The following is a 17354-nucleotide window of genomic DNA, read 5'->3' as shown; positions in this document are numbered from 1 at the left end:
CGTGAGGTTATTTACTCAAACTGTTTTGGTAACCATAGAGCATTTAGATGAAAACAAGCACGTTAATAACGTGCAATTTTTAACCTGGATACAAGAAATCTCCAGAGCTCATTGGTCGACCATTGCTCCAAAAGAAGTGGTAGATAATTATGTCTGGGTGGTAAGAAATCACAACATAACATATCACAAAAGTGCGTTTTTAGATGATAAACTAAAATTAGTTACTCAAATCTCTAAATGGAAAGGACCACTCTGTTGGCGTAAAGTTGAAATTATAGATTCAAAAAGCAATAACATTTTAGTTTCTGCGCTTACAGAATGGTGCATGTTAGAACGAAAAAGCATGAAACCAAAAAGAATTCATGAGCATCTTATTGAATTGTTTTCATAAACTGATTAATATCAAATGGATTGCAACAATTAGTCTTATTGTACTAATGGTTGGCCTTGCCTCTTGCCGCGAAGATTTTAATGAGAAAATAGTTGCTAACACATTAGAATTTTCTAAGGATACCGTTTTTTTAGACACTATTTTTTCAAATATTTCGAGCAGAACCTATTCATTTAAGGTATATAACAAAGAAAATACAGCGGTAACCATTCCAAATATTTCACTTAGAAACGAAAATTCAAATTACCGTTTGAATGTTGATGGCGAGGCAGGTGTTAATTTTAATGATGTTTCAATTCTCGCAAAAGATAGTTTGTTCGTTTTTATTGAAACAACTGCTACACAAACAGAGTTTGTTGCTAATGAATTCTTAAATACCGATGCCATTCAGTTTACATTAGCTACGGAAACAATGGAAGTGGAACTTGTAAGTTTAGTTAAAGACGCCATTTTTCTATTTCCCTCTATAGACAATCAAGGCATCAAAGAATCTATTTTATTGGGCGATGATGAATCAGAAATTAGTATAAATGGATTTTATTTGGAGGATAACGAGCTTATTTTCACTAAAGAAAAACCATATGTAATCTATGGTTATGCTACAGTTCCGCCAAACAAAAGTCTAATAATAGAAGCAGGTTCAAGGGTATTCTTTCATAAAGATTCTGGAATTCTAGTTTCAGAAAATGCTTCTATACAGGTAAATGGCACCTTGAGTGAGTCGTTCGAAGCCTTAGAAAATGAAGTTATTTTTGAAGCAGACCGTCTAGAAACAGCTTACGAAAATGTGGCAGGGCAATGGGGCGCTATTTGGTTAGCAAAGGGAAGCGTCGACAATACAATTTCAAATTTAACCTTAAAAAATGCCACAATCGGAGTACTCTGTGAAGGTACTACTACCAATTCTGAAGTAAATTTGAACATTGTAAACTCTCAAATCTACAATAGTTCATTTTCTAATTTATGGGGTATTAACGCCACAATCGAAGCTAAAAACTGTGTCTTTGGCAGTTCTGGAGAATCCTCTGTATATTTAAATTTAGGAGGCAACTACGAATTTCTTCATAGTACATTTGCTAATTATTGGACAAGTAGTTTTAGAAACTCACCTACCCTCTTAATAGACAATTTTATTGAGCTTTCTGATGGTTCTCTGTTATCAGCTGATTTACAACAAGCTTATTTTGGTAACTGCATTGTAGATGGTAATCAAAACATTGAATTTTTGCTTTTTCAGGAAGGTGAAAATGCATTTAACATTAGTTTCGAAAGTTCATTGTTAAAATTTAATGATATTAATGATAGGTTTAAAGAATTACCAATTTACGACTTCACTAATGCTAGCATTTACGTTAATACTTCTATTAATAAAAATACTGGCTTTTTAAATCCAACTCAAAACCTCTTTTTTTTGACTGAAGAGTCTGAAGCCATTGGGGCAGGAAACACGGATATTGGCATTCAGGTACCGTTTGATTTATTCGGCAATTCTAGAGCTAATTCTACCGATATCGGAGCTATAAATTTTTTCTTAACAACTGATTAACATAATACAACTAGCAAATATCCACTAAACCCTATTTTTTTTAAGGTTTTTGTGCAATCATAAGTGGAAGGCTGAAATTACTTTAGAGAAAGCTTTTTATTATGGTTTATTCTTATGTAATTATTGACAGTAATGCCTCTTCAATTTTAGATTTAAGAACTGCATTATCAGAATACAAAAATTTTACTTGTAGTGCTTTGCTAAATGACTACGGCGAACTACAGAATTCAATTTTAAAGTATTTGCCAGATTTGGTTGTTGTTAACATAGACGACAAAGACAATAATGTATTCTCATTAATAAATGATTTATACCAGTTCTTGGATACTTTACCAAAAATTATAGCGGTATCAAAAGATGAATCTAAAGCATACAACGCCATTAAGGCCGGTTTTTTCGATTATTGGTTGGTCTCAAGTTCAGATGTAGAAATAAGAAAAACACTATTAAGATTTAAAAGGCTTGTTATTAAAGAGCAAATACCGGCTACCCTATGCTTAAAATCTTATAAAGATTATCACTATCTAGATACTAATGAGATTTTGTATTTAAAAGCGGACAACAACAGTACTGATTTTCATATGAGAGACGGTCGTAAAATAAGCGCATTTAAAACATTAAAATCCTTTGAAGAAAAGTTGCCACAGAATTTTGTGCGGGTTCACCAGAGTTACATTATCAATAGTAATCACATAGCCCGTATTAATTATGGTAAATCTATATGTACCTTAAAAAATAATCAAAGGGGTTTACCTTTTTCTAGAACTTATAGAGAAAAAATAGACGAGCTTAAAGAGCTGCTCTCCAAAAACGCCATTTCTACACTTTCTTAGTCTATTTCTTACAAATTTTGTTTAAATACTCACAAACATAGGCGGGTTACTAACAAAGCCTTTACCCAAGTGTACTTGGGTAAAGGAGAAGCTAGTTTTGGGTCATAATTAGAAGTAATCATTAACCTTAAAACTAGAGAAGATGAAAAAAGTAATGAGCATTTTAGCCGTGGCCATATTTACAATGGGATTAGTATCATGTGAAAGTGAAGCAACCGCAGAAACAGACCAACTATATATAGATTCACCAGATGGAGATGAATTACCAGATCCAGATTGCCCAACTGGCAATTGTGTTTCTTGATAATTTAAATTTATTTTATAACAGTAGCCCTTAACCTTAAGTTTAGGGCTTTTTTTGTATCTTGTTTTAACAAGTGCCCTCAAATTGTAATTATGCTTAAGACCTATGCAATACTGCTAACCTATGCTGCATGTCTTTTTACTACATCTTATAAACCAATAGTTCAAGATAATGATAAGGAAGAATTCCTTAACAGGATTACATCTACTTTAGAATCAGATGTTACCAACGAAGAAAAATTGGCGTTTTTAAATTCTTCACTTAATAAAATTGAAACATTTCAAGGGAATGAAAAATTAGAAGTATTAAGTACCTTGTCTAGTGCGTTCCTGAAAATTGGTGATACTACTAAATTCAAATCATTAAACAAGCAAACCCAGTATTTATCACAAAAAAGCAATAATTATTACTACAATGCACTTTCAAAACAAAAAGTAGGAGATTATTTTAAAAATCAAAAACATTTAGATAGCGCATTTTACTATTATATTTCTGCGAGAAGAATAATTGAAGGGCATGATTTTGATTTGAATTCTAAAAATTTAAACGCCTCTATTCTATATGATATTGCCCTTATACAACATGACACCAAGGATTATGTAAGAGCCGAAGAAACAGCGACAAAATATGTTAATTATGTCAAAGTAAATGAAATAACTCAACATTATTTTACTTCGTATAATCTTACTGCTATAATTCAAAACGGATTAAAAAATTTTGATAAAGCCTTTAAGTACCATCAAATTGCCAAAGAACAAATAAAATTTTTAGATGAGGATGTAAATGAAATTTACAGTATTTATAACACCAATAATTTTGCTAGTACCTACGCCAGGGCAGAAAATTATAAAAAAGCAGATTCTGTATATCAAACTTTACTTCAAAATAAAGACTTAATCAATCTAATACCGAAAACCTATGTCAAAGCAAAATCTGGTTACCTGTATGCAAATTTCAAATTAGGAAAATTTACATCAGCGTATTTTGAAAAAGAGTTTACTGCCACTCTACAACTTATAGACAGCCTAGGTCTTGAGTATGAAAAACCACGAGTTTACCAATATTACGCCGAAGTACTACTAGCTGCTAATAAAAAAGAACAAGCTATTGCTAAGGTTGAAACCGCTGTAGATATAGCTAAAGCTACAGAAAACAATGACCGGTTATTAGAATTGTATGAGTTTTTAATTGCTGTTGAAGAGATAGACAAAAGAGGTTATGGCATGCAATATGTAAAGTTACAAAACCAGTTAATTAATGAGGAAAGAAGTTTTAGAGAAAAGTTTGCACTAATTGAACTAGAAACCGAAGAAACCGAGCAAGAAAACATTAAACTCCAAAAAAGAAGTCAGCTGTTAATTGGGGTGTCAATTGGGCTTTTAGTATTAGGTGTCGGCGTAATTACTATTGTATTGCAGCGCATTGTAAATCAACGCTTACGATTTGAAAAAACCCAACAAGAAAGCAATCAAGAAATCTACAAATTAATGCTTGCGCAACGTGGCAAACTAGAACAAGGAAAAAAAGCAGAGCAACGCAGAATTTCAGAAGAATTACATGATGGTGTTCTTGGAGAAATGCTGGGCATAAGGCTTATTATGAGTGGACTAAATGAAAGGTCTGACCAAGAAGCCATAAACCAGCGAGATGAACTAATTCAAAAATTACAGGGCGTAGAAGAAGAAATTAGAATGATTTCACATGAGCTGAATAAAGGATCTTATGAAAAAGTTGATAATTTTAATTTAGCATTAATTGAGTTGTTAAGTACCTCTGCTAAAAGTAGTGGTATTAAAATTGAAACTAAATATAGTAATGAGGTGGATTGGGAACTTTTTGATAGTAATACAAAAATCAATATTTACCGAATAGTTCAAGAAATAATTCAAAACTCCATTAAGCATTCAAAAGCTAAAAATATAGATTTACAAATCTCTAAAACAGCACATAACCTTAGACTAAATATAATAGATAATGGTAAGGGCTTCGATTTAAAAAAGAAAAAAACGGGAATTGGAATTAAAAATATCCGTTCTCGTATTGAAAAATTAAATGGAAAGGTTAATTTTAGAAGTACACTTGGGAAAGGAACCAAAGTAGAAGTAATAGTTCCAATTAAAAACAACGTAGAAAACAGCAAAGCTGATAAAGAATCCACCAGTTTTAATATATTGCAAGCAGAATGAAAACTTTAAGAATACTAGCCGTAGACGACCACGAAATGATTATGTTAGGATATAAATTTATCCTTGAAAGATTAATCTTTGAAGATTATAACATAATTGTAGACACCGCTTCAGATTATGAAACTGGTCGAAAAAAAATTGAGGATTCTGCTACTACCTTTCAGTACGATATATTGCTGCTAGACGTGCAATTGTTCCCTCCCAATGAAGATCAACCCTATAATGGTGAAGATCTTGGTGTTCTGGCTAGAAAACTTGTGCCTTCTACCAGAATAATATTTATGTCTTCTTTTAGCGATAATTACAGAATTAATAGCATTTTAAAGTCTGTTGATCCAGATGGTTACATGGTTAAAACAGACATTGACCAAAAAACGCTAGAAGACGCTATTAAAACGGTAATTAATAATCCTCCGTACTATTCTTCTAAAGCTTTAGGTGCAATACGTAAAAAAATGGCCAATGATATTTCTCTTGATGAAAATGACAGAAAAATTTTATATCATTTAGCCAAAGGAACCAAAACCAAAGATTTAGAACAGTATATAGAATTGTCATCTTCTTCAATTGAAAATAGAAAGCGTCATTTGAAATCAATTTTTGGAACAGAAAAGGAAAATGATTTGGCGTTAATTTTAGCTGCTAAAAACAGAGGCTTTATCTAAAATAACTTACTCCCAATAGATTACTTATAATTAATATGTTTTAGGGTTACCGTAAAAAGGTTTTACCTAAGTATACTAAACGCGTATTTGTGCAAAAAATACAGTTCATTTCAATGCTTTTTTTGCACATTTTAAGGGTGTAAAATTACCGTTCAAATTTATTTTTGTAAAATTTAACATTTTTTTAAGAATTTTCATTGGATTTTGAACACAAACCCTAATTTTTTTATGGTTTTGCTTTAATCAGTCTTTAAATATTTGATTTAAATTCGATATATATCCAAATCAATCAGATATGTCAATCAAGAATAAGGTAACTTTTGTCAACGAAAACTTAAGCGAAAATCATTTAGCTAAAGCTCAAAAAATTGAAAATTTACGAAAGCTAATCGAGCGTGATTTTTATGCTGATGTTAACATTCATTGTAACTATTCTCCTGTTACCAATACTTGGAAACTTGTTATTAACATGCAATGTAATTTCACCTTAATTGATAGTTTTACATATCTTAATAATGGTGGTTGGGGAGGCTTTCAATACTCCTATGCAAATGGCAACTTAGTTAGCACTAGTTCTTTCCAAGAATATTTTAAAGAATTAAATAGCAAAAGTGATGCTATTTATGATATAGAAGAACTAAGTATTACTATGTTAGATACCTCTATAATTATTGGTAAAGTTTACAATCTTAGTATTCTAGATAATATTGGTAAAATATTTGACGCACTTAACGGCAATTTTGTTCATTTTACAAAAGGAATTTCAGAAATGCCTTATGAAATATTTCTTCCTGTTTATGAGGAGAGTCAAGAAACCAATCTAAATCATAATAACAACCCACAAAACGCGGACGTATATTATAATTACTGGGGTCTTTATTTTGATTCTGACACACAAATGTTTGTGTATGATTGTAAAAGCAAAACCCTAATTGAAGGAGATTTCTTCCTACTCTAAAAAAAATTTTAACCCACAAATAAAGGCCTGTCAATCATCAACTGATTGACTTTTTCTTTTATTGAAGAGACTTTTTCAGTATTCTCATGATTGGTTAACACTTCATTTATATAACCAACTATTGCACTCATATCTTCTTCTTTTAAACCTCTAGTGGTTATTGCTGAGGTTCCAAACCTAACTCCTGAGGTAATAAATGGAGATTGCGAATCAAAAGGAACCATATTTTTGTTTGCAGTAATATCTGCATGCTCTAATGCCTTTTCAGCATCTTTTCCTGTAATATTTTTATTCCTAAGATCAATTAACATCATGTGATTATCTGTACCGCCAGAAATAACCTTGTAGTCTAAATCTATAAAAGCTTTGGCCATTGCGGCTGCATTCTTTTTAACTTGAACTATGTAATTAAGAAATTCATCGGTTAAAGCTTCACCAAATGCTACAGCTTTTGCAGCAATAATATGTTCTAATGGTCCTCCTTGATTACCAGGAAAAACTGCCAAATCAAATAAACCAGACATTTTTCTGAGGTTACCATTTTTTAATTTAATTCCAAATGGATTCTCAAAATTTTCACCCATTAATATTAAACCTCCTCTTGGTCCTCTCAAAGTTTTGTGCGTAGTTGTAGTAACCACATGGCAATGAGGAATTGGATCATTCAACACTCCTTTTGCTATTAAACCAGATGGATGAGAAATATCAGCCAACAACAATGCTCCTACACTATCTGCAATTTCTCTGAATTTTTTAAAATCTATATCTCGAGAATACGCAGAAGCCCCTGCAATAATCATTTTAGGCTTTTCTTTATCTGCAATTTTTTGAATTTCTTCATAATCTAACATTCCTGTTTCTTCATTAACACCATAAAAAACAGGATTGTATAACTTACCTGAAAAGTTAACCGGCGATCCATGTGTTAAATGACCACCATGAGACAAGTCAAAACCTAAAATAGTATCTCCTGGTTGTAAGCAGGCATGGTATACGGAGGCATTTGCTTGCGAACCTGAGTGTGGCTGCACATTTGCATAACTGGCACCAAAAAGTTCTTTTGCTCTATCTATTGCTAATTGTTCAACTTGATCAACTATATCACAACCACCATAATATCGTTTTCCTGGATAACCTTCTGCATATTTATTGGTTAATACAGAACCTGCAGCTTCCATTACTTGTTCACTAACAAAGTTTTCAGAGGCAATTAATTCTATACCTCTTAGCTGTCTTTCTTTTTCTTTTCCAATTAAATCGAACAAGTGTTGATCGCGAGTCATAATGCAAATTTTTAGGTTGCAAAAATACAAATTGAAACGTCTTTTATACTACTCAAAATTTTGTAAAAAAATTATTTTTCAAACAGATTTCAACAATTGAATAAAAAAAATTAATTCGTGTTAGGCCTTGATATACGGTTTCTAACAGTTTTTCGTTATTGAATTAGCCGTTTTTGGCACGTAGTTTGAAAATCAACTAAGTAAATCATAAAACCAAAACATTATGAAAAAATCTATACTCCTTTTATTTTCTGTGATTTTAGCATCATGCGGAGGTGTTAAAAAAACACAACAGGCTATTAATGAGGGTAACTATCTTACGGCCATTAATAAGTCTATTCAGAACCTTTCTAAGAACAAAACAAAGAGAGGCAACCAAGAATATATACGCATACTTGAAGATGCTTTTGCAAAGCATAGTAAACGTGAGTTAGAAAATATTGCCTTTTTAAAACAAGATGGAAACCAGGCAAACTACGAGAAAATATATACTAGTTATGTCAATCTTAAAACGTTGCAGAACAGAATTGAACCGTTATTGCCATTGCCTGTTTATGATGAAAATAGAGAAGCAAAATTTGAATTTTCAAATTACGACTCCAAACTCTTGGTAGCTAAAAATAACTTATCAGAATATTTGTATGCCAACGCTAATGAATTAATGAAAAATGCAACAAGTAAATTAGACTTTAGAAAAGCATATGATGATTTAAGTTACTTAGAAGAAATAAATCCTGGAGCGTATCCCACCGCAAATATTATGCAAGAAGCGCATCTAAAAGGAATAGATTATGTAGCTGTTGAATTAAGCAACCAAACTGAACAGGTAATACCAGAAAGGTTACAAAATGAATTGTTAGATTTTAATACCTTTCGTATAAATGATTTTTGGACAGCTTATCATACCACACCACTAAAAAATCAAGAATATGACTATTTATTAAACTTAGACTTTAATCAAATTTTTATTTCTCCAGAACAGGTTCAGGAGAAACAAATAAGCAAAGAAAAATTGGTTAAAGATGGTTTTGAATATGTGCTAGATGATAATGGTAATGTTGCAAAAGATAGCCTGGGTAACGATATTAAAGTAGATAAATTTAAAAAAGTAAGATGCGATTTTTATCAGTTTACACAATTTAAAACTGCACAATTAGGAGCTAAAATCACCTTAACAGATTTAAAAACGCAACAAGAGGTTAATACTTTTCCAATTTCTAGTGAGTTTGTTTTTGAGCACATTTATGCAAAACATTCTGGTGACAAAAGAGCCTTAGAAAATGACTTAATTGAACTTTTAAATTTAGCTGCCATTCAATTTCCATCTAACGAACAAATGGTATATGACGCAGGTGAAGATTTAAAAACAAGATTAGCAACGCTCTTACAACAAAATCAAATTAATAGATAAAAGAAAGCCCCTTTATTTGGGGCTTTCTTTTATAGGAATTTCTTGATATCAAAATCCATTATTGCTCCGTGAGAAGTATGAAAAACTACTTCTCCATTTCTTAATAGTATTACTTGGGGTGATTGATGCACTACATTCAGCTTTGAAGCAATTGCATTAGAAATATTTCGGTAAGCCAGTAAGTCTAAAAAATTAAAATCTACTTGAGAAGTATCTATTGTACTCCAACTAGTTGTTATTCGTCTTAAAACCATTCCACTGATTCCACAACTTGTAGAATGTTTAAAAACAACCTGCGTTTTACCTTGAGAATCTTGAATTACCTGATTTACCTGCTCCAATGTAGTTAAAGCATTCCAAGGAATGTTTTGTTCTTCCTTTTCTGATGAATTCTCGTTTTTAAATAAGTTATTAAATAATCCCATAACGCAAAAATATAGCTATTTAGTCATTTAGAAATAGAATTCATTACATGACGAAATGTCTTTATATTTTGAATTTTACGCGTCACTTTGTCACTTAATCTATTATGGTAGGATATTTGACTTCTTTCTGAAAAAAAGAAAATGAACGCAAATAATTTCACTATAAAAACACAAGAAGCCTTACAGCAAGCACAAGAGATTGCTATGGGTTTTGAACATCAACAAATTGAAAATGAACATATCTACAAAGCAATTTCTGAGGTTGATGAAAATGTATTGCCATTCTTGTTAAAAAAACTCAATGTTAACACAGCATTGGTAAATCAAATTTTAGATAAAGAATTAGAAAGCTACCCAAAGGTTTCTGGCGGAGACATTATGCTTTCTAGAGAAGCTGGTAAAACGCTTAATCAAGCAAGCGTAGATGCCCGTAAAATGGGAGATGAGTATGTGTCCATAGAACATTTATTACTCGCTATTTTTAAATCTAAAAGCAAGATAAGTCAGATTTTAAAAGACCAAGGCGTTGCAGAAAAACAACTTTTAGCAGCCATAGAAGAATTAAGAAAAGGTGGTAAAGTAACTTCTCAAAGTGCTGAAGATACTTACAATTCCCTAGAAAAATATGCTAAAAACCTAAATCAACTAGCTGATTCTGGTAAGTTAGACCCTGTAATTGGTAGAGATGAAGAAATACGAAGAGTTTTACAAATATTATCTCGTAGAACTAAAAACAACCCAATACTTGTTGGTGAACCAGGTGTTGGTAAAACTGCAATTGCTGAAGGATTAGCACATAGAATTGTACAAGGTGATGTACCTGAAAATTTAAAAGAAAAAACCATTTATTCCCTTGATATGGGTGCACTAATAGCTGGTGCAAAGTATAAAGGTGAATTTGAAGAGAGATTAAAGTCAGTAGTTAAAGAAGTTACTACCTCTGATGGAGATATTGTATTGTTTATTGATGAAATTCACACTCTTGTTGGCGCCGGTGGTGGTCAAGGCGCCATGGATGCAGCAAATATTTTAAAACCTGCACTTGCTAGAGGTGAGTTACGTGCTATAGGCGCAACAACTTTAGACGAATACCAAAAATACTTTGAAAAAGATAAAGCACTAGAGAGAAGATTTCAAAAAGTAGTTGTAGATGAACCAGATACAGAAAGCGCAATTTCTATATTAAGAGGTATTAAAGACAAATATGAAGCCCATCATAAAGTTCGAATTAAAGACGAGGCTGTTATAGCAGCTGTTGAATTATCTCAACGCTACATTACAGACCGTTTTTTGCCAGACAAAGCCATAGACCTTATAGATGAAGCAGCTTCAAAACTTAGAATGGAAATCAATTCTAAACCAGAAGAGCTAGATGTGCTTGATCGCAAAATAATGCAGTTAGAAATTGAAATTGAGGCTATTAAAAGAGAAAAAGATGAAGATAAACTCAAATCTTTAAATCTAGAATTGGCCAATTTAAAGGAAGAGAGAAATGAAATTTTTGCACAATGGGAAGGTGAAAAATCTGTAGTTGACAATATTCAAAAAACCAAACAAGATATTGAAAACTATAAGCTTGAAGCTGAAAGAGCAGAAAGAAATGGAGATTATGGCAAAGTTGCCGAATTACGATATGGCAAAATAAAGGAAGCGCAAGACGAGTTAGACCATCTAAACCTGCAGTTGCAAGAGCAGCAAGCTGGTGAAACATTAATTAAAGAAGAGGTGTCTAATGAAGATATTGCAGAAGTGGTGGCTAAATGGACAGGAATACCCGTAACCAAAATGCTTCAAAGTGAGCGTGAGAAACTTTTACACTTAGAAGAAGTATTGCACAAAAGAGTAGTTGGCCAAGAAGAGGCAATCACAGCAGTTTCTGATGCCATTAGAAGAAGCCGAACTGGTTTACAAGATGCCAAAAAACCTATAGGCTCTTTCTTATTTTTAGGAACCACAGGCGTTGGTAAAACAGAACTTGCCAAAACTTTAGCTACTTATATGTTTGATGATGAAAATGCAATGACTCGTATTGATATGAGTGAATATCAAGAGAAACATGCAGTAAGCAGATTGGTAGGTGCACCCCCTGGATACGTTGGTTATGATGAAGGTGGTCAATTAACAGAAGCGGTAAGACGAAGACCTTATTCGGTTGTATTGTTAGATGAAATTGAAAAGGCACATCCAGATACATTTAATGTTTTACTTCAAGTTTTAGATGAAGGTAGATTAACAGATAATAAGGGTAGAGTTGCCGATTTTAAAAATGCAATAATTATCATGACAAGTAATATGGGTAGCCATATTATACAAGAAAAGTTTGAAAATAACGCTGATATTCAAAGCGCTACAGAAGCAGCAAGAGTTGAAGTCTTAGGATTGCTTAAGAAAAGTATTAGGCCAGAATTTTTAAACCGTATTGATGATATTGTAATGTTTACACCATTGAGTCGAGAGAATATTAGAGAAATTGTTGAATTACAATTAGAAAATCTCAAAAAAATGCTTTTGAATCAGCATATAACTCTTGATGCAACAACTGAAGCTATTAATTATCTGTCCAAAAAAGGATTTGACCCACAATATGGTGCAAGACCAATTAAAAGGTTAATACAAAAAGAAGTGTTAAATCAACTCTCTAAAGAGATTTTAAAAGGTAAGGTAAAAAGCGAAAGCATTATACTTTTAGACTCATTTGATGATGAACTGGTATTTAGAAATCAGTCAGAACTTGTTAATTAATAAAAGCCCCGAAAGGGGCTTTTCTATTTAATACCCTAAAGTATATTTAAGTATATTAGCTTTTTAATAAGGAAACAAACCAATCTACCAAAACCTTATGAGTTCTAAAGCTGAACGTACTACCCGTTTTATAATAGAAACTGTTGCTCCAATTTTTAACAAACATGGTTATGTAGGCACTAGCATGAGTGATATCACAGATGCTACGGGCCTAACCAAAGGTGCTATTTACGGTAATTTTGAAAATAAAGAATCGTTAGCGTTAGCTGCTTTTGAATACCACAGAAACATACTTCTTACTAAAATAGATGAGGTACTTGATGTTGAGGGTAACGCTGCGGATAAGATTTTGAACTTTGTTAAATTTTATCGACAGTATGATACGTTTACAGTAAAACTTGGTGGCTGCCCTTTAGTAAATGTAGGTGTAGATGCTCAGGACAACAATGCAAAACTCGCCTCGGCATCGAGAGAAACCATAAAAGAGGTTGAGGGCAAATTGGCTTTTATATTAGAAAACGGAGTTAATTTCGGAGAAATTAAATTGCCTGTTTCGCCTTTGCAGTTTGCGAAACAACTTTTTACCATTTTACAAGGTGCTGTTGTAATGGGAACGATTACTCGAGATAGAAAGTATCTTTCTAATACTGTTGCATTTCTCGAACAATCGCTCCAAGTACAATTTAAAAATTAGGGTTTAGCTTTTATTGCCTTACCCTAAATATCCACAAGGCTTCATTATATCTACCATCGTAGTTGCTGTTTCTAGCAGCTCTTGCTTCCTCTATAGTATTGTATTTCTTCAAATACACATAGTTATACCCATTCATTTTTCTGAAGAAAGATTTTGGATTTAACCCTCTACTTTCAAGAGTTTGCATAAAGTTTTCAAAATATCGTTGTGTTCCAAAAACATTTGCAATTAAATAGAATCCTGGTTCTAAACCTTCTGCATAAGCCACTTCTTCATACTTTTCACCTGGCTCAATTACGACCTCTCTTTCTCGTTGTGCTTTGGCTATACTATCTTGTTTTGCACGCTCTAATTCTTCTCTTAATTGAGCTTCTCTAGCTCTTTGGATAGAATCTTGTCTAGCTTCTCGCTGTCTTCTTGCTTCAGCTTCACGATCTAACCTTGCCTGCTCCTCTTCTTGCATTCTTTTTTGTTCTTCTGCAAGTCTAGCCTGTTCTTCTTCTAACTGTTGTTGTTTTTGAGTCTTTGAATCATTTTGCTTATCTATATTAAAAGACAAGAATAATTCAAAAGTTTCTCCATCTGGACTAATTAAATTGTTGGTGGCAGTTTCAACTAAACCTCCAACTGTAAGTTTTTGAGCAAACGTTACTCCAAAACCACCAGAAAAACTGTAATAATTATTATAGCCACCCTGTAAATAAAACTTTGGATGTGAATACAGTGCTGCCAAACCATATTGTAAATCTTCATTAGGAATAGATTTTACATAGGCTTGTGGTCTTATAAAAGACCTTCCTTCACCAAATGGCAAACCAAAATCATAAGACATTAAACCATTAAATATTCTATCTGTATTCTCCCTTTCACTATCGGTAAAATTAAAATTCAAAGCGTTCTCAAGAGTAACACCTAAATTAAAGTCACCAGCTTGAATTCTAACTGCGGGAACTAACTGACCTCCAAAAGCATTGTCAATTGCAGGGTCAAAAAATTCTTGAGAGTATAATAAAACATTGGTACCAAAGAATAAATTAGAGTTTTCCCCAACCGGTATAGCAAAAGCTACGTTTAAAATACCACCTGTATTTTGATAAGTGGCTGTGTTATTTTGAAAAAATCCTAAACCTCCAGAGGCTTTTTCCCCAAAACGTTGAGAGTAATTTAAAAACAAAGTTGTTGGGTCTCCATCAATACTTTGCCATTGATATCTAGTCCATAAGCTTACAGACCTAGGGTCATTTCTGTCGTAGGAAAAAGTTGGATTTAATAAACTCGAATTTAGATGTAATAAATTGTGTTGTCTAAAATCTTCTAACAAATTCTCTGTTTGCCCAATTGAAAACATTGGAAGCAGTGTTAGCAGGAGTAGAAATTTACAATATTTCATAGTTCATCTGGTTTTAGGCAGTTATTTGGGTAACTTAACGCTCTATTTTAACAATTATGATATGAAAGCTTTTAAATTGACCCGGATTAGTGTTTTTGCGCTATTGTTTGGGGGTATTTTCTTCAAAATTTGTGCGCAAGATATACAATTAAATGAAGATCGCCTTACAACAACTTTATATTTTGTAAGACACGCTGAGAAAATTAAGACAGATTCTTCAGATAAAAATCCAAGTTTAACTGCAGAAGGATTTGAGCGAGCAACTAACTGGTCTAGAGTATTTAAGGATGTTGATTTTGATATTATCTATTCAACAAACTTTAAAAGAACTCAACTAACTGCTAAACCAACTGCTGACAGTAAAAACTTACCCATCACCAATTTAGACTATAAAAATTTGAATTTTGAGGAGTTTATTAATCAACATAAAGGACAGACTGTTTTGGTAGTTGGTCACAGTAATACCACTCCCTACATGGTTAATAAAATTACTGGGAATACCAATTATGAGGATATGAATGAAAATGACAATGGTAGTTTATTTGTTGTTCAATTAACCAAAGAAGGTAAGTCCTCTGTCATTCGATTGCACATAAATTAATAAGAAGGCGTTACTTTAATATTTTCCAATTCTATTTTAGAAAGCAATTCTAAGTAATTGTTGGTATACAAGCTGTCTATTATTAGAATGCTTGTATTTGAAATTTTTGGTTTATAATTTTCATAATCTACGAATCGTATTCCATTTACATATCGTTCATTGAATGCTACTCTAAAACGTTGGCCACCACCGTCAACGTGGTATTCATAAGCTAAGAAGTCTGGCTTTAACGTCTCTTTATTTATCCAATAAACATATACATCATCATAGTCTTCTCCACCATTTTCCTGCGAAAACGTAATTTTAATTTTGTGATAGGGAACTGCATTTATAGTTGCATCTGAAAGCAATTCTTTTTTAACGGCGACATCATTCAAAGCTAAAGGTAGTCTTGCAAAATAATGTACAGAATTTACGGAGTTGGCATATTTTTGAGCAGTTGTATCTGGTAAATTAAGTAAGCTATCACCAATATATCGTTTTAAATTTCCATTTGTAAAAACATCTGTAATAGTAGCAGTATCCGATAAAATTTTGCGTTTATACAGGGTTCTTCCTTTTCTGTTTTCCGATTGATAAACTATGCCCCTAAACTCAAAATGACTATCGTAATTTTTGTGATCATCCACACCGGTAACAGCTATTGACTTGTTTACAATTTCATCAGCCGTGAGTTTTTTAGCTTCCTTTTTACAAGAAACTAATACTAGTAAAATTGAAAATAACAGCGGATATTTCATAAATCTAATTTTCTATTCTATCGTAAAAGAAACAATTTCCTTACTAACATAATCTGTAAAGCTTAATTTTGTAATGATGCAAAAAAATATAAACATTAAAAACAGACGTGCAAGATTTGATTATGAAATCTTAGATAAATACACCGCAGGTATTGTATTATCTGGAACTGAAATTAAATCTATTCGTTTAGGAAAAGCTTCAATTTCTGAAAGTTTTTGTGAGTTCAACGCTAAAGGTGAACTTTTTGTAATTAACATGCAGGTAGATGAATATAGCTATGGTGGCCATTATAACCACAGGCCTAAGGCAGAAAGAAAATTGTTGCTGAATAAAGGGGAGTTAAAAAAGCTTCACAAAGAAATAACAGCTTCTGGCTTAACCATAATTCCACTTAACTTATTTATTAACGAGAAAGGATTAGCCAAAATGAATATTGCTTTAGCTCGTGGTAAAAAATTATACGACAAAAGAGAAACTATTAAAGACCGTGATAACAAACGAAATCTTTCACGAATCAAAAAAGCCTTCAATAATTAATTTTTATCTTCTAACAAGGGTACAAATCTAAAACTACCCAATTCTTGTTTCTTAAACTCTTTTTCAGATGTTCGAAGAAAAAGAGTCATTATTTGAGTGTCTATTCCAACCGGTATTACAAGTCTACCTCCTATCTTTAATTGCGAAAGAAGTGCTGGTGGCACCTCTGGCGCCCCTGCGGTTACTATAATACCATCAAATGGTGCTTCTTTAGGCATGCCTTTGTAACCATCTCCAAAACTAAATTTCTTTGGGCGGTAATTCATCTTTTCAAAGAAAAGTTTTGTTTTCTTAAAAAGCTCTCCTTGACGTTCAACAGTATACACTTTTGCCTTTAAATGTAATAATACTGCTGTTTGGTAACCACTACCCGTACCTATTTCTAGAATTTTATCATTAGGTTTTATTTTCAACAGTTCAGTTTGAAAAGCAACAGTATACGGCTGAGAAATAGTTTGTTCAGCTCCTATAGGAAAAGCCTTGTCTTGATAGGCGTGGTCTTCAAAACTACTATCTAAAAATAAATGTCTGGGTATGGTTTTAATAGCATCTAAAACCTTTTCATCTTTAATCCCCTTAGCTGCAACAACTTCTGCAAGTTGATTGCGCTTTCCTTTATGTTTTGGTAAATCTCGCATGGTTTATTG

17 protein-coding genes are annotated in these 17354 nt (G+C 32.5%); 12 read left to right on the top strand and 5 right to left on the bottom strand.

Features of this window, described 5'->3' with window-relative positions; all coding sequences use genetic code 11:
• The first annotated feature begins 1 nt into the window (after nt 1).
• The 7 genes from H5V42_RS01110 (at nt 2) to H5V42_RS01080 (ending at nt 6883) form a co-directional block, all read left to right on the top strand.
• Nucleotides 2-391 carry an acyl-CoA thioesterase gene (locus tag H5V42_RS01110; protein WP_185781273.1) on the top strand — a complete coding sequence of 130 codons (390 nt, stop codon included), beginning with the start codon at nt 2-4 and terminating at the stop codon, nt 389-391.
• Complete coding sequence (locus tag H5V42_RS01105) at nt 363-1937, top strand: hypothetical protein (RefSeq protein ID WP_206682534.1); 1575 nt, start codon at nt 363-365, stop codon at nt 1935-1937. Before H5V42_RS01110 ends, H5V42_RS01105 begins: the two co-directional genes overlap by 29 nt.
• A gap of 101 nt (nt 1938-2038) precedes the next feature.
• The gene (locus tag H5V42_RS01100) at nt 2039-2770 is read left to right on the top strand and encodes a LytR/AlgR family response regulator transcription factor (protein ID WP_185781272.1); all 732 of its coding nucleotides are present in this window, start codon (nt 2039-2041) and stop codon (nt 2768-2770) included.
• A 142-nt stretch (nt 2771-2912) separates the two neighbouring features.
• Nucleotides 2913-3074: a hypothetical protein gene (locus H5V42_RS01095; RefSeq protein WP_185781271.1), complete on the top strand. Its 162-nt coding sequence runs from the start codon at nt 2913-2915 to the stop codon at nt 3072-3074.
• A gap of 92 nt (nt 3075-3166) precedes the next feature.
• Nucleotides 3167-5260, top strand: a complete 2094-nt coding sequence (locus tag H5V42_RS01090) for a tetratricopeptide repeat-containing sensor histidine kinase (protein ID WP_185781270.1) — start codon at nt 3167-3169, stop codon at nt 5258-5260.
• Nucleotides 5257-5925, top strand: a complete 669-nt coding sequence (locus H5V42_RS01085; RefSeq protein ID WP_185781269.1) for a response regulator transcription factor — start codon at nt 5257-5259, stop codon at nt 5923-5925. Before H5V42_RS01090 ends, H5V42_RS01085 begins: the two co-directional genes overlap by 4 nt.
• Before the next feature lie 295 nt (nt 5926-6220).
• Nucleotides 6221-6883, top strand: coding sequence for a hypothetical protein (locus tag H5V42_RS01080; RefSeq protein ID WP_185781268.1), 663 nt, complete (start codon nt 6221-6223; stop codon nt 6881-6883).
• An 8-nt stretch (nt 6884-6891) separates the two neighbouring features.
• Here the strand turns inward: H5V42_RS01080 and glyA are convergent, their stop codons facing one another.
• On the bottom strand, nt 6892-8166 hold the full coding sequence (gene glyA / locus H5V42_RS01075) for a serine hydroxymethyltransferase (protein WP_185781267.1): 1275 nt from the start codon (nt 8164-8166) through the stop codon (nt 6892-6894).
• A 223-nt stretch (nt 8167-8389) separates the two neighbouring features.
• Between glyA and H5V42_RS01070 the strand changes: the two genes are divergently transcribed.
• A complete protein-coding gene (locus tag H5V42_RS01070) occupies nt 8390-9577 on the top strand; it encodes a hypothetical protein (RefSeq protein ID WP_185781266.1) in 1188 nt (395 codons plus the stop codon).
• A gap of 29 nt (nt 9578-9606) precedes the next feature.
• On the opposite strand, the gene ytxJ is transcribed toward H5V42_RS01070, so the two are convergent.
• On the bottom strand, nt 9607-10002 hold the full coding sequence (gene ytxJ / locus H5V42_RS01065) for a bacillithiol system redox-active protein YtxJ (RefSeq protein ID WP_185781265.1): 396 nt from the start codon (nt 10000-10002) through the stop codon (nt 9607-9609).
• A gap of 141 nt (nt 10003-10143) precedes the next feature.
• Between ytxJ and clpB the strand changes: the two genes are divergently transcribed.
• Entirely contained in the window at nt 10144-12744 is a 2601-nt protein-coding gene (clpB, locus tag H5V42_RS01060; protein ID WP_185781264.1) for an ATP-dependent chaperone ClpB, read from the top strand.
• 97 nt (nt 12745-12841) lie between these two features.
• Nucleotides 12842-13438 (top strand): TetR/AcrR family transcriptional regulator, encoded by a 597-nt coding sequence (locus tag H5V42_RS01055; RefSeq protein WP_185781263.1) that lies wholly within the window; start codon nt 12842-12844, stop codon nt 13436-13438.
• A 10-nt stretch (nt 13439-13448) separates the two neighbouring features.
• Here the strand turns inward: H5V42_RS01055 and H5V42_RS01050 are convergent, their stop codons facing one another.
• The gene (locus H5V42_RS01050) at nt 13449-14828 is read right to left on the bottom strand and encodes a PorP/SprF family type IX secretion system membrane protein (protein WP_185781262.1); all 1380 of its coding nucleotides are present in this window, start codon (nt 14826-14828) and stop codon (nt 13449-13451) included.
• A 61-nt stretch (nt 14829-14889) separates the two neighbouring features.
• Between H5V42_RS01050 and H5V42_RS01045 the strand changes: the two genes are divergently transcribed.
• Entirely contained in the window at nt 14890-15429 is a 540-nt protein-coding gene (locus H5V42_RS01045; protein WP_185781261.1) for a phosphoglycerate mutase family protein, read from the top strand.
• Here H5V42_RS01045 and H5V42_RS01040 read toward each other — a convergent pair.
• Nucleotides 15426-16169 carry a DUF6503 family protein gene (locus H5V42_RS01040; RefSeq protein ID WP_185781260.1) on the bottom strand — a complete coding sequence of 248 codons (744 nt, stop codon included), beginning with the start codon at nt 16167-16169 and terminating at the stop codon, nt 15426-15428. The genes H5V42_RS01045 and H5V42_RS01040 overlap by 4 nt on opposite strands.
• 76 nt (nt 16170-16245) lie before the next feature.
• On the opposite strand from H5V42_RS01040, the gene smpB reads away from it, so the two are divergent.
• Complete coding sequence (smpB, locus tag H5V42_RS01035; RefSeq protein WP_185781259.1) at nt 16246-16707, top strand: SsrA-binding protein SmpB; 462 nt, start codon at nt 16246-16248, stop codon at nt 16705-16707.
• Here the strand turns inward: smpB and H5V42_RS01030 are convergent.
• Nucleotides 16704-17345, bottom strand: a complete 642-nt coding sequence (locus tag H5V42_RS01030) for a protein-L-isoaspartate(D-aspartate) O-methyltransferase (RefSeq protein WP_185781258.1) — start codon at nt 17343-17345, stop codon at nt 16704-16706. The two genes, smpB and H5V42_RS01030, sit on opposite strands and share 4 nt — an antisense overlap.
• Between the last annotated feature and the right edge of the window lie 9 nt (nt 17346-17354).

This window comes from Croceivirga lutea (genome assembly GCF_014235875.1).
Lineage (GTDB): Bacteria > Bacteroidota > Bacteroidia > Flavobacteriales > Flavobacteriaceae > Croceivirga > Croceivirga lutea.
This window is presented reverse-complemented; position numbering and strand designations above follow the sequence as displayed.